The 13,657-nt window shown below is 71.4% G+C and carries 11 protein-coding genes; 8 read left to right on the forward strand and 3 right to left on the reverse strand.

Annotated elements, in window-relative coordinates; translation table 11 throughout:
* The first annotated feature begins 212 nt into the window (after positions 1-212).
* From pdhA to AB0G04_RS14035, 8 genes are all read left to right on the forward strand, one after another.
* Entirely contained in the window at positions 213-1,352 is a 1,140-nt protein-coding gene (gene pdhA / locus AB0G04_RS14000; RefSeq protein WP_360981853.1) for a pyruvate dehydrogenase (acetyl-transferring) E1 component subunit alpha, read from the forward strand.
* Positions 1,349-2,338 carry an alpha-ketoacid dehydrogenase subunit beta gene (locus AB0G04_RS14005; protein ID WP_360982285.1) on the forward strand — a complete coding sequence of 330 codons (990 nt, stop codon included), beginning with the start codon at positions 1,349-1,351 and terminating at the stop codon, positions 2,336-2,338. Before pdhA ends, AB0G04_RS14005 begins: the two co-directional genes overlap by 4 nt.
* Positions 2,335-3,756 carry a dihydrolipoamide acetyltransferase family protein gene (locus tag AB0G04_RS14010; RefSeq protein ID WP_360981855.1) on the forward strand — a complete coding sequence of 474 codons (1,422 nt, stop codon included), beginning with the start codon at positions 2,335-2,337 and terminating at the stop codon, positions 3,754-3,756. The genes AB0G04_RS14005 and AB0G04_RS14010 overlap by 4 nt, the downstream gene beginning before the upstream one ends.
* 199 nt (positions 3,757-3,955) lie before the next feature.
* Complete coding sequence (locus AB0G04_RS14015) at positions 3,956-4,096, forward strand: hypothetical protein (RefSeq protein ID WP_317789281.1); 141 nt, start codon at positions 3,956-3,958, stop codon at positions 4,094-4,096.
* Between the two features lie 340 nt (positions 4,097-4,436).
* Positions 4,437-7,904: a hypothetical protein gene (locus tag AB0G04_RS14020; RefSeq protein WP_360981857.1), complete on the forward strand. Its 3,468-nt coding sequence runs from the start codon at positions 4,437-4,439 to the stop codon at positions 7,902-7,904.
* A gap of 283 nt (positions 7,905-8,187) precedes the next feature.
* Positions 8,188-9,981, forward strand: coding sequence for an NHL domain-containing thioredoxin family protein (locus AB0G04_RS14025; RefSeq protein WP_360981859.1), 1,794 nt, complete (start codon positions 8,188-8,190; stop codon positions 9,979-9,981).
* Positions 9,982-10,038: 57 nt separating this feature from the next.
* A complete protein-coding gene (locus AB0G04_RS14030; protein WP_360981861.1) occupies positions 10,039-10,614 on the forward strand; it encodes an RNA polymerase sigma factor in 576 nt (191 codons plus the stop codon).
* On the forward strand, positions 10,607-11,461 hold the full coding sequence (locus AB0G04_RS14035) for a CU044_5270 family protein (RefSeq protein WP_360981863.1): 855 nt from the start codon (positions 10,607-10,609) through the stop codon (positions 11,459-11,461). The genes AB0G04_RS14030 and AB0G04_RS14035 overlap by 8 nt, the downstream gene beginning before the upstream one ends.
* On the opposite strand, the gene AB0G04_RS14040 is transcribed toward AB0G04_RS14035, so the two are convergent.
* The 3 genes from AB0G04_RS14040 to AB0G04_RS14050 are packed head-to-tail and all read right to left on the reverse strand — an operon-like array spanning position 11,449 to position 13,629.
* Entirely contained in the window at positions 11,449-12,192 is a 744-nt protein-coding gene (locus AB0G04_RS14040; protein ID WP_360982287.1) for a 5-oxoprolinase subunit PxpA, read from the reverse strand. The two genes, AB0G04_RS14035 and AB0G04_RS14040, sit on opposite strands and share 13 nt — an antisense overlap.
* Entirely contained in the window at positions 12,188-13,027 is an 840-nt protein-coding gene (locus AB0G04_RS14045; protein WP_360981865.1) for a biotin-dependent carboxyltransferase family protein, read from the reverse strand. The genes AB0G04_RS14040 and AB0G04_RS14045 overlap by 5 nt, the downstream gene beginning before the upstream one ends.
* On the reverse strand, positions 13,024-13,629 hold the full coding sequence (locus AB0G04_RS14050) for an allophanate hydrolase subunit 1 (RefSeq protein ID WP_360981867.1): 606 nt from the start codon (positions 13,627-13,629) through the stop codon (positions 13,024-13,026). Before AB0G04_RS14050 ends, AB0G04_RS14045 begins: the two co-directional genes overlap by 4 nt.
* Between the last annotated feature and the right edge of the window lie 28 nt (positions 13,630-13,657).

The following is a 13,657-nucleotide window of genomic DNA, read 5'->3' on the forward strand; positions in this document are numbered from 1 at the left end:
TGTAATGCCGCTCACTCTCTCTGTCAGGATGGGGGCGACGGCACCGCCGCTGTCGCCACCGCCGATCAGCGGGGCCACGGCAGCCGTCCCGGCCACAGCCGGAACATGCCGCGCGGCAACCCCGACCCGGGCCAGGCGCGGCACCTTGAAGAGGTCAGCCGCGTGGCCGGGAGACACCCGCCGCGGGCGCAACGAGGAAACAGGAGACACGGATGGCGAAAGGCGAGAGCGTGGCGGGGACCGATGTCCCGGCCGGCGGCTTCGTCCAACTGCTGACCCCCGACGGCGAGCGTGTCGACAGCGTCACCACCGCTGACGGGACGACGTACTCCGTCGACTTCACCGATGAGGAGTACCGCGACCTCTATCGGGATCTGGTCACCGTCCGCCGACTCGACACCGAGGCGGTGGCACTGCAGCGACAGGGCGAATTGGGTATCTGGGCCAGCCTGCTGGGCCAGGAGGCGGCGCAGGTCGGCTCGGGCCGGGCATTGCGCCCGCAGGACATGGCTTTCCCGACCTACCGCGAGCACGGGGTTCTCTACTGCCGGGGTATCGACCCGATCATGCCGTTCGGCCTGTTCCGTGGCGTCGACCAGGGCGGCTGGGATCCCAACGAGTTCAAGTTCAACCAGTACACGATCGTGATCGGCTCGCAGACCCTGCACGCCACCGGTTACGCCATGGGCGTCACGATGGACGGCAAGACCGGTACGCCCGACGGTGAGGCCGTGATCGCCTACTTCGGTGACGGCGCGACCAGCCAGGGCGAGGTCAACGAGTCGTTCGTCTGGTCCGGCGTGTTCAACGCCCCGATCGTCTTCTTCTGCCAGAACAACCAGTACGCGATCTCCGAGCCGCTGGAGCGGCAGACCCGCGTGCCGCTCTACCAGCGGGCCGGCGGCTACGGCTTCCCCGGCATCCGGGTGGACGGCAACGACGTGCTGGCGACCTACGCCGTCACCCGGGCCGCGCTGGACAACGCCCGCAACGGGCAGGGCCCGACCCTGATCGAGGCGTACACGTACCGGATGGGTGCCCACACCAGCTCCGACGACCCGACCCGTTACCGCATCGCGAGCGAGGTCGAGTCCTGGAAGGCGAAGGACCCGATCAGCCGGCTCAAGGCCTTCCTGGCCAAGCAGAAGATCGTGAAGAAGGACTTCTTCGCCGAGGTGGACGCGGACGCCCAGAAGCAGGCTCTGGAACTGCGTGAACGGGTGCTGGCCATGCCTGATCCACAACCTGTGACCCTTTTCGACCACGTCTATCCCAACGGCTCGCCGGAGATCGACGCGCAGCGCGCCGCCTTCACCGAGTACCAGGCGTCCTTCGAGGGGAGTGGGCACTGATGGCCGAGACGACCACCCTGGGCAAAGCCCTCAACCACGGCCTGCGCCGCGCCATGGAGAACGACCCCAAGGTCGTGATCATGGGCGAGGACGTCGGCAAGCTCGGCGGCGTCTTCCGCATCACCGACGCCCTGCAGAAGGACTTCGGCGAGGACCGGGTCATCGACACCCCGCTGGCCGAGGCCGGCATCGTCGGCACCGCGGTCGGCCTCGCCATCCGCGGGTTCCGGCCGGTGTGCGAGATCCAGTTCGACGGCTTCGTCTTCCCGGCGTACAACCAGATCGTCGCCCAGGTGGCGAAGATGCATTACCGCTCCCGGGGCAAGCTGCGGCTGCCGATCACCATTCGGATCCCGTTCGGCGGCGGCATCGGCGCGGTCGAGCACCACTCCGAGTCGCCCGAGGCATACTTCGCGCACACCCCCGGCCTCAAGGTCGTGAGCTGCTCCAACCCGGCCGACGCGTACACCATGTTGCAGCAGGCGATCGCCTCCGACGACCCGGTGATCTTCTTCGAGCCGAAGCGGCGCTACTGGGAGAAGGGCGAGGTCGACCTGGAGGCGCCGCTCGACCGGGCGCACCCGCTGCACTCGGCCAGGGTGACCCGGCCCGGTACGGACGCGACTCTGCTCGCGTACGGCCCGATGGTCCGGGTGGCGCTCGACGCCGCCTCGGCCGCCGCCGAGGACGGCCGTGAGCTGGAGGTAATCGACCTGCGCTCGCTCTCCCCCATCGACTACCCGGTGATCTTCGAGTCGGTCAAGCGGACCGGCCGCGCCGTCGTCGTCCACGAGGCCCAGGGCAACGGTGGTCTCGGCGCCGAGATCGCCGCCCGGATCACCGAGAACTGCTTCTACTCGCTCGAGGCGCCCGTCCTGCGGGTGACCGGCTACGACGTCCCCTACCCGGCGTCGCGGCTGGAGGAGGAGTTCCTTCCGGACCTGGACCGGGTCCTGGACGCCGTCGACCGTTCGTTCGGCTGGTGACGCCGATGTCGCGGATCAAGGAATTCAACCTGCCCGACCTCGGTGAGGGACTGACCGAGGGCGAAATCCTCGCCTGGCTGGTCAAGGTGGGCGACACCATCGAGCTCAACCAGCCGATCGTCGAGGTGGAGACCGCCAAGGCGGCCGTCGAGATCCCCGCGAAATGGGGCGGCGTCGTCACCCGGATCTTCCACGAGTCCGGGTCGGTGGTCGAGGTCGGTCAGCCGATCATCTCCATCGACACCGACCCAGGCGGCTCTGTCGCCGAGGAACCGGCCTCCGCCCCCGTTGCGGAGGGTGAGACCGAGGCGGGCCTCATCGGCGGACCGGCGCCCGGCGGGCGTACGGCGGTGCTCGTCGGTTACGGCCCGCGGACCACGACCGCGAAAAGGCGACCCCGCAGCGGTACGGGCGGCGCGTCCGCTCCGGCAGCTGTCGTGCCGGCCCCGGTCGCGACCCCGGCCCCGGCTCCGGCCCCGGTCGCAGTTGCGGCTCCGGTCGCGGCTCCGGCACCCGTGGTCCGGACCGGGCCGGTTCTCGCCAAACCGCCCGTCCGGAAGCTCGCCCGTGATCTCGGCGTCGACCTCACCACGATCAGCGGGACCGGGCCGATGGGTTCGGTGACGCGCGAGGACGTACAGCTGGCCGCCTCTCAGCCCGTTGTATCTCAGGCCGTCGTATCGGAACCGCCGGCCACCCTGGTGGCCGACGGTTCCCGTGAGCAGCGCATCCCGATCAAGGGGGTACGCAAGCTCACCGCGGAGAACATGGTCGCGTCGGCGTTCACGGCACCGCACGTCACCGAGTTCCTGACGGTCGACGTGACCCGATCGATGAAGACGCTGGAGAAGCTGAAGGCACGGCCCGAGTTCGCCGAGACGCGGATCTCCCCGCTGCTGCTGGTGGCGAAGGCCGTGCTGCTCGCGGTGAAACGGCACCCGATGGTCAACTCGACCTGGTCCGGGGCGACCGGGGAGATCGTGGTCAAGGACTACGTGAACCTCGGCATCGCCGCGGCCACCGAGCGCGGCCTGATCGTCCCGAACATCTCCGACGCCGGCCGTCTCAACCTTCGGGAGCTGGCCGACGCCCTGAACGCGCTGGTCCGTACCGCCAAGTCGGGCAAGACCCCGCCGTCGGACATGACCGGCGGAACGTTCTCGATCACCAACGTGGGCGTGTTCGGGATCGACACCGGAACGCCGATCCTGCCTCCGGGCGAGTCGGCGATCCTGGCGTTCGGCGCGATCCGGCCGACACCGTGGGTGCACAAGGGGAAGATCAGGATTCGCCAGGTCACCACCCTCGGGCTCTCGTTCGACCACCGGATCATCGATGGCGAACTGGGCTCGAAGTTCCTGCGGGACATCGGCGCCTTCCTGACCGACCCGGAGGGCACTCTGCTCAGCTGGACCTAAGTTCATTCGGCCCTGTCAGCTAGTTGACTTTCGATCCTTAGGCTCATGACCCAGCTCACCCTCTGAATCACTGGCCGCGTTGCCGTTGTCGGCGGATACTTGAGTCGACAACGGGACGCGCGCCGGAAGTCGCCACAAGCGAATCGGCGACGCTCGTCATAGCGACACCCGCCACCGCGGGAGAGAAGTGAGCAGTGCCATGAACATGATCGACCGCATTCGCCGGAACCGGATGATCAGCCGCCAGAACCGCGCCATCGAGCGGGCCATGCAGGCGGCGCCCACTCAGGCCATGCGCGACGAGATCGCCGTCATCGCCCAGCGGCGCTGGACCAACTGAGACCCACCGGCCCGCCGCCGAGGTTTCTCGACACGTTTCACGGCCCGCCCGGATCACCCGGGCGGGCCGTTTCGTGTCCGATACCACCGTGAAGATCGGCTCGACGTCCCCGCGGGGCGTACACCGGGATTCCTACCGCCGCGCACGCCCGGTACCGTGGGCACGGTCCCCAAACCGGCACGGCCGGTCGGAGCGGGGACCGGGGTCACCGGGCGACGACCAACGCCCAGGCCCCAGCACGGCCAAGCCGGAAAGCTGGCACGGCCCTGCGGCGGTAAGGAAGCCGAGGGGGGTCGCGTCCGTGCAAAGCTGGCACGGCCGCATCGATGAGGAGGCGCGTATGACGTCCGAGGGGCAGCACGCCGGTCAGCCGGCCGAGGCCACGTCGGGCGGACCCACGTCGGGCGGGTTCCCGCACGACCCCGACGCACAGCGGGTCGCCGGTCGGGCATCGGCCCAACCACCCGTCGAGGGCTTCCCCAACTCGTACGGGCCACCACCGGCCACGACTCCCGGCGGAGGTTCGCCGTTCGTCGTGCCCGCAGTCTCGACCTTCGGCGCGGGCCCCACCTCCGGCGGCGGTACGCCGTACGGCTCCGCCCGTGTGCCGCAGCCCGACGCCTCGCCGTACGGCTCGGTCTCGCCCTCGCAGTACGGGCAGCCCGACGCACCCCCGCCGACCTACGGGTCCGCACCCGCTTCCGGCGCCGCGTCCGTTCCGGCTCCCACGCCGCTCGACGCCGGTCCGCCGCAGTCGTCCTGGGCACCGCCTGCCGGGCCCGTTCCGAGCGGGTCCGCATCGGTCGGCTCGGCCGCCCCGCCACCCCCGGCATTCGGTTCCGCCGACCAGGGCGCATCGTCGTTCGGGCCGGTCGGCTCCGCGCCACCGCCCGCCCGCGCGGCTGCTGCTCCGCCGCCGCCCGCTCCCGGTGCCCCCGACTCCGCGCCCGACGGACGGTTCAGCTCCAGCGGCCTGCCGACCCGCACGCCGGGTGCCAGCGCGCCCGAGGACGGCGGTCTCGGGCGGTCCTTCTCCGCCTTCGGCGACCAGCCGGTACGCGTTCCCGGCGCAAGTCTCTCCGATCTTCCCGAGGACCCGGCGGCCAGCTCGTTCAGCGCCGGTCCCGCGCAGAACAGCTGGATGCAGAACGTCCGCACTCCCGAGACCCCGGCCGATCCCGGCCCGCCGCCGCCGGCCGTCAGCAACACCTTCCCGTCCCGGCGTGGCGAGGGGGGTGGCTTCCCGCTGCGCGCGCCGGCCGGACCGGCGGCCGAGGCCCCGTCCGGCGGCCAGCCCGGTCTGGACCTGCCCGTGCGCGGCCAGCAACCGTTCAGCGGCGCATCCACCGACCAGCCATTCGGTGCCGGGCCCGGTGACCAGGCCTTCGGTGCCGGACCCGGCGATCAGCCCTTCGGCAGCGGAATTGCCGGTCAGCCTTTCGGTGGCGGGTCCGACGATCAGCCTCCGGTGGCGGCTTCCGGTTATCCGCAGCGAGTTCCCGGCGCCGCGCTCGCCAGTGGCGGGGCGTTGCCGCCAGCGGGTGGAGACGAACAGCCCGGTGGCGATCCACTCGGTTCGGCACTCGACCCGCAGAGCGCCTCGCCGGTCCCGCAGCCGCGTGACCCGGCGAAGAAACCCGCGGTCGGCTCGGCCCGCCCGGTGACGGCCAGCGCTTCGGTTCCCGGTGTCCGGGTCACCCCGCCTGAGGGTGCCGAGATACCGCCGCCCAGTGCGGCTCCGCAGGCACGGGTGTACGGCCGCCCGACCGAACCGGCACCCGACGAACCCGCCGACAACTCGTCCCGCACCGACGAGCCGCCGTTCGGCGGGGGGCAGCCCAGCGGCCTGCCACAGCGAGGCGACAGCGGTTCGGCCGCGCCGTTCGCTCCGGGTCAGCCGAGCAGGCCCAGCGGACTGCCGATCCGGGACGAGAGCCCATCCGGCGGTTTCCGCCCGGACCCGGCCTTCCCGCAGGGTGACGGCCCGGCCGGCTTCCCGCCCGCACCGACGTCACCGTTCGGTGGACGGCCCGGCGACGACCAGGCCGGCGACTCTGCCGACGCACCGTTCGGTGGCCAGCACGGGCAGCCCGGTGGCTTCGGGGGCGCCCCGTACAGCGAGCGGCCCGGCGAATTCCCGCCGGCACCGGCCTCACCGTTCGGCGAGCGGCCCGGAGAGGGTGCGCCGGGCGGCTTCGCGGCCGGTGGCACGTACGGCGAGCGGCCAGGTCAGTCCGGGGACAACCAGTCCGGTGGGTTCACGTCCGGTCCGTACGGCGAGCGGCCCGGCGACGGTCCCGGCGGATTCCCGCCCGCACCGGCCGCGCCCTTCGGCGGCCAGCACGAGGACAGCGCTTCCGACGGATTTGCTCCGGCGGCACCATTCGGGAGTCGCCCGCAGGACGACAGTCCGTACGGGGCTCGCCCGCAGGACGATGGCGGCTTCGGCGGCCAGGGTGACGGCCCGTTCGGCTCGCGACCGCAGGATCAGAACGGCTTCGGTGTCCGGCCGCAGGACGACAGTCCGTCCGGTGGCTTCGGCCTGCCGCAGCGCGGTACCGAGGACCGAGGCGGCCCCGGCGGCAACACGCCGTTCCCGGGCGGATCGCACTCCGACGAGGAGCCGCCGTCCGGTGGTTTCCCGCCCGCGGGCAGCACCTACGGCTCCGCGGCGCCTCTTCGGGGCGGGCCCGGTGACGACAACCGGTTCCAGCCGCCGTCCGGGGACGGTCCCGGAACCCCGGGTGTTGCTCCGCAGTCACCGGCCAGGGCAACCGCCCGAGCGACGGCGAGTGCCCGGGTCTCTCCGCCGGAGCCGCCGGGTGGTGGTTCCCCGTACGCGATGCCGGGCTCTCCTCAGTTCCCGGGCGACACTCCGGGCTCGTCCCAGGTGCCGGGCGGCGGTCAGCCCCCGTTCGGAGCTACCGGCAACCCGGCAGGTTCCCCGTTCGGGGGACCCGGCGACCCGTCCGGCCAGCCGTCGTTCGGAAGGCCCGGCGACCAGTCGGGCCAGCCGTTCGGAGGACCGGGCGAGCAGTCCGGCCCGCCGTTCGGGGGGTCCGGCGACCAGTTCGGCGGCCCGGCCGGCATGCCCGGTTCGCCGCAGTTCCCCGGTTCCGGTCAGCCGCAGTTCCCTGGTTCGGGTCAGCCGCAGTTCCCGGGTGCCGGTCAGCCCCCGTTCGGTGGCGGCGGTGACCAGTCCGGCCCGCCGTACAACGAGTTCACCACCGACCTCGCCGGCCGCGGTCGCCAGGCGGACCAGTTCAACGAGCACACCACGGACGTCTCCGGCCGGGGCAACTCGCCGTACGTCCCGCCGCCCGCACTGCCGCCGATGCCCGGCGAGCAGCCCGGCGGTGGCCTGTACCCGGCCAGCCCGGCGGCCCGTGCCACGGTGACCCCGCCGGGTCCCGAGGACACCACGAGCTGGCCCGGTCCGGCCGAGGAGCAGGGCCGGTTCGACCAGTTCAAGGCCGAGCCGACGACGCCCCCTCCGCCGCCTGCGAAGACGAACGTACGTACCGTGCCGGTGGCTCTGGCCGTGGTGCTCGGTGCCGCACTTCTGCTTGCCGTGGTGTTCGGCCTGGTCTATCTGATCTCTCGCGGTGGTGGCCTGGACGTGGCCACCGGTGACTGCGTGAAGCGCAGCGGCGACACCGCGGTGGCGGCTGAGTGCTCCGAGGCGGACACCTTCAAGGTGATCTCCGTGGGGACGGCCAAGGAGCAGTGCGGCGATGCGCAGCAGCCTCACGTGATCATCCCGAAGGACGACGGCAACCAGGTGCTCTGCCTGCAGAAGAACGGCTGACGATCGGCTTCAGGATCGGCCCCGCTCCCGTCGGAGCGGGGCCGATCTGTCTTCCACGAACGAGCCTCCACCAACAAGCTCCCAGAACAGCCGATCTGGTGAGGTTCCGGCAGAACGTCCGGCCCGAACCTCACAAGATCGCGGGCGAAGGCGGCGGGCGAGCGGCGGCGGGCGGCAGGCGGGTGACAACGGCGGCGAGCGGGGACGGCGGCGCCCGGGCGGGCGATGGCGGCGGGCGATGGCAGCCGGCTGGGCGGGAAGATGGGTGGGGCACGATGGGTGCATGGAATTTCGCGTGCGTGCGCCCGAACTCAAGGGTCGCGGCTGGCTCAACACCGGCGGTAAAGCTCTCACCCTGGCCGATCTGCGGGGCAAGATCCTAATACTGGATTTCTGGACGTTCTGCTGCATTAATTGCCTGCACGTCCTGGACGAGCTGCGGCCGTTGGAGGAGAAGTACGGCGACGCCGTCGTGGTGATCGGTGTGCATTCGCCGAAGTTCGAGCACGAGCGTGACCCGGAAGCCCTGGCCGCCGCCGTCGAGCGGTACGGCGTGCACCACCCGGTGATCGACGACGGCGACATGCACGTGTGGCAGCAGTATGCGGCGAAGGCCTGGCCGACCCTGGCCGTGGTGGATCCGGAGGGCTACCTGGTCGCGTCGATGGCCGGTGAGGGGCATGCCGAGGGACTGTCCCGGCTGATCGACGAGCTGATCACGAAGCATGAGGCGAACGGCACCCTGCACCGTGGCGACGGGCCGTACGTTCCGCCGCCCGCCCCGGAGGGCCTACTCCGCTTCCCGGGCAAGGTGATCGAACTGCCCGGCGGAAACCTGCTGGTCTCCGACTCGGCGCGGCATTCTCTGGTCGAGTTGACGCCCGACGGGGAGACGCTGGTCCGCCGGATCGGCAGCGGCGTACGCGGTGAGCCGTTCAGTGAGCCGCAGGGCCTGGTCCTGCTGCCGCCCGCGGTGGCCGCGATCGCCGGCTACGACGTGGTGGTGGCGGACACGGTCAATCATCAGCTCCGCGGGTTCGACACCAAGACCGGCGAGGTGACGCTGGTGGCCGGTTCCGGACGGCCGTGGCGGTCGGCGGTCGACGATCACGCGCATGACGCGATCGCCGCGGACCTGTCGTCGCCGTGGGATCTGGCCTGGTTCGACGACCGGGTGATCATCGCGATGGCGGGTATCCACCAGCTGTGGTGGTTCGACCCGATCAAGCGCACGGTCGGTGTTTACGCCGGTACGACCGTGGAGGCGCTGCGGGACGGCCCGATCCCGGACGTGTGGATGGCGCAGCCGTCGGGTCTGTCCGCGGCCGGTGACCGGTTGTGGATCGCGGACAGCGAGACCTCGGCGCTGCGTTATGTCGAGGGCGGTGTGATGCATACCGCAGTCGGTCAGGGACTGTTCGATTTCGGTCACGTGGATGGGCCTGCGGGGGAGGCGCTGTTCCAGCATCCGCTCGGCGTGGCGGCGATGGCGGACGGTTCGGTTCTGGTCGCCGACACCTACAACGGGGCGGTCCGGCGGTTCGACCCGGCCTCGGACGAGGTGTCCACGGTGGATTCGGGTCTGGCCGAGCCGAGCGACGTCCTGGCGCTGGCCGATGGCACGGTGGTCGTGGTGGAGTCGGCCGCGCACCGGCTGACCCGGCTTGCTGCGGGTGTGGTCAAGCGGGTCGACGGGGAACGGCACCGGACGGAGCGACCGCCGTCGCACCTGGCTCCGGGCGAGGTCACCCTGGATGTGATCTTCACGCCGGCGCCGGGTCAGAAGCTGGACGGCCAGTTCGGCTCGCCGGTACGCCTGGTCGTGTCGGCATCCCCGGCCGAGCTGCTGCTGGAGGGCGAGGGGACGACCACCGAGTTGTCGCGGAGGATCGTGCTCAATCCGGCCGTACCGAAGGGTGTTCTTCAGGTTGTCGCGCAGGCCGCGACGTGTGACGTGGACGCTGAGTTCGGTGCCTGCCACCTGACCCGCCAGGACTGGGGTGTGCCGATCGTGATCGACCCGGCCGGCCCGGACCGGCTCCCGCTGGTCCTGAGGGGCCTCGACGAATCGGCGTAAACCCGGGTGTCGACGAGTCGGCGTGAACCCTTTTCCGCCGGGTGACGGATAACGGGTATGAGAAGCGACAGCGAGCCGGATGACGCCGCGCTGCTCCGCGACGACTTCGCGGCGTTGTTCGACCGGCATGCCCCGTACATTCACCGCTATCTGGCCCGCCGTCTCGGCGACCAGCAGGCCGACGACCTGGTCGCCGAGACGTTCCTGACCGCGTTCCGCCGCCGGGACTCGTTCCGGCCGGATCAGCGGGACGCCCGCCCGTGGCTGTACGGGATCGCCACCCGCCTGGTCGCCCAGCACCGCCGGGACGAGGTGCGGCGGCTGCGCCTGCAGCAGGTGGTCCCGCCCGAGCCGGACACCTCGTGTCACGCGGACCGGGTGGCGGCCGACGTCACCGCGGCCGCCCTGCGCGACGTGCTGACCTCGGCGCTGGCCGATCTGGCCGACAGCGACCGCGATGTCCTGCTGCTGGTCGTGCAGGAGGAGCTCACGTACGAGCAGGTCGCGGCCGCACTCGACATCCCGGTGGGAACGGTCCGTTCCCGGCTGCACCGGGCCAGGACCGTGCTGCGTGCCGCTCTTGGCGGCAGCAACCCGTTGAACAGCGCCGAGGAAGGGGTTCGTCATGGATGAGATCACGCTGGTCCGGGAGATGGGCGGGGAGACGCCGCTGCCGTCGCCGGACCGTCTGGCCACGGCGCGTACCCGGCTGATGTCCGAGATCGCCCCGCGCCGGAGGAACCGCCGGTGGGCCGCTCTGCTGGCCGCGGCCACCGCCGCGGGCATCGCGGCGATCACCGTCCCGCAGATCGTGACGCCGTCGGCGCAGGCGCCCACGCCGGCCCCGACCACGGTGCAGGCCCCGAAGCTGACCCCGGTGGCCGCTTTCCTGAGCCAGGCCGCGTCCACGGCCGAGAACGAACCCGACGTGGTCCCTCGTGACGACCAGTTCCTCTATCTGCGTTTCGTCGAGCGGGACGGCACCGCGAACGAGGTGTGGCTGTCGATCGACGGGAGGCACGACGGATGGGGCCGGGACCAGGACGGCGAGTACGCCCCCATCCCGGGTTGCCGGGCCGGCGCCGGCTGTGACGTGACCGCGCACTACCGGGACGACATGCCCACCGAGCCGGAGGCGACCGTCGCGTGGCTCCGGAGGACGGCCCTTGCCGAGTTCGGTTCGGACAGTCTGGACGCCGTCACCAAGTATCTGGGCACCGCTTCGACCCGGCTCTGGATGCGACCGGCACAGCGGGCCGCACTCTATCGGGCGATCGGACTGATCGACGGGGTGCGACTGGTCGAGGGTGTGAAGGACTCGCGCGGCCGGGAGGGTGTCGGGGTGGCCTGGGTCCCCTCGGGCCAGACCGAGGAGCGCACGCTGTGGATCTTCAACCCGGAAACCTTCGAGATGCTCGGTACGCCGGACTCGAGCATCGATGAGATCGCGCTGGTGGACCGGGTCCGTCAGAAGGCCTGAACCGGGACGTGGGCTTCGAGCCCGGCCCGGACCGCACGGGCCAGCAGCACCGCGCCGGGGGTGTCCCCGTGCACGCAGACGGACCGTACCGGACAGGGCGTGACCGTGCCGTCGACGGCGACCACCTCGCCGTCGACGGCCATCCGCACGACCCGGGCTACCACCTCGTCCGGGTCGTGCACCAGCGCGTCGGGCCGGGATCGCGGCACGAGCCTGCCGTCCGGCAGGTAGCCCCGGTCGGCGAAGCCCTCACCGATCACGGTCAGTCCCGCCTCGGCGGCCCGTACGGCGAGCACTGATCCAGGCTGGCAGAGGACGGGCAGCGCCGGGTCGTAGGCGTGGACGGCCGCCACCACGGCGGACGCCTGGAGATCGTCGACCGCGGCCGTGTTGTAGAGGGCTCCGTGCGGCTTCACGTATCGCACCCGGTCGCCGGCGATGCGGCAGAACGCCTCGAGCGCCCCGATCTGGTAGACGATGTCGTCGCGGAGCTCGTCGTGGGCGTAGTCGATCCGGCGCCGCCCGAACCCGGCCAGGTCCCGGTACCCGACCTGCGCGCCGATCGCGACGCCCTTATCCACCGCCCGCCGGCAGACCGAGGCCATCGTGGACGAATCGCCGGCGTGGAAGCCGCATGCCACGTTCGCCGAGGTCACCACGTCGAGAAGAGCGTCGTCGTCGCCCAGTCGCCACGCGCCGAAGCCTTCGCCGAGGTCCGCGTTGAGATCAATCCAGCTCACGGAATCTCACCGTAGTCCCCGGGCGCGCCTGTGCGAGCGGTGTGACGTCGCCGACCACACCGATCACCGGGTATCCGCCGGTCGTCGGGTGATCGGCCAGGAAGATGATCGGCTGCCCGCCGGACGGCACCTGAACGGAGCCGAGGACCACCCCCTCGGAGGGCAGTTCGCCGGCGTGGGTGCGGGTCAGGGCAGGCCCGGCGAGCCGGGCGCCGATGCGGTTGCTCAACGGGCTGATGTCGTACGTCGAAGCGAACAACGCGGCCGGGTCGAACCAGTCGTCACGCGGCCCGAGCCGGATACCGAGCACCAGTTCGCCGGCGATCCGGGCCGGTTCCCCGACCAGCGACGGCGCCCCGCTGGGCACACCGACCGGCAGTACCGTGCCGTCGGTCAGGCGCTCCGGCCCGAGTCCGGAGAGGGTGTCGGTGGATCGGCTGCCGAGCACCTGTTCGACGGCGATCCCACCGGCCACCGCGATGTAGGACCGCACCCCACGGCTGGCCTGCCCGACATCGAGAACCCCACCGGCGGGCACCTCGAAGAGCTGATGCCCGTACGGACGCTCGACCGGCCGCCGGTCGACGTCGACCTGCGCGACGGCACCGGTGACCGCCACCAGGGCGGCGTGCTCGAACCGCAGGGTGCAGCCGAGCAGGGTGGTCTCGAGGCAGGCCGCGTCGTCGAGGTTGCCGACGAACCGGTTGGCGAGCCGCAGGGCGGTTCCGTCGAGCGCGCCGGAACGGGGGACGCCGAGATGCGCCCAGCCCGGCCGGCCCAGGTCCTGCACGGTGGTGAGTGGCCCGGCCCGCATTACCGTGATCATGCTGCCACCAGGCGGACACGGGTCCCGGGCGTGAGGAGGGCGGGCTGCTCACGCCGTACATCGAAGAGGTTCTGATCGGTGCGGCCGACAAGCCGCCAGCCGCCCGGGGACGCCGTGGGATAGATGCCCGCGTAGCCGCCGGCGAGCGCGACCGCGCCGGCCGGAACGCGAGGGCGCGGAGCGGCGAGCCGCGGGACCGCCCAGGCCTCCGGAAGTCCGCGCAGGTAGGCGAAACCGGGCGCAAAGCCGGAGAAGGCGACGCTCAGCGGGGTTTCGACCAGGCGTCGCACCGCCTCGTCGGGGGTGACCTCCCACAGCTCGGCGACTGATCCGAGATCGGCGCCGTCGAAGATCGTCGGGATCTGCACGAGAGGACCTTCGGCCCGAATCTCCCCGGGAGCCGGCTCCCATTGCGCCAGCAGTTCGGCGGTGCCAGGGGCCACCCCGTCGAGCAGAACAGTGCGGGCACCAGGCACGATCTCCACGGCTCGGAGCTCACCAGTTTCCCGGCGTCGCCACAGCTCAGCGCGCCAATCCTCGACCCGGTCGGCATCCGCGCACTCGATAAGCAGGCCGGCCGCCCCCACCCGACGTATCTTCATGAGGAAATCATCCTGCGGCGTCAACCGT

Source organism: Actinoplanes sp. NPDC023801, assembly GCF_040639655.1.
GTDB lineage: Bacteria > Actinomycetota > Actinomycetes > Mycobacteriales > Micromonosporaceae > Actinoplanes.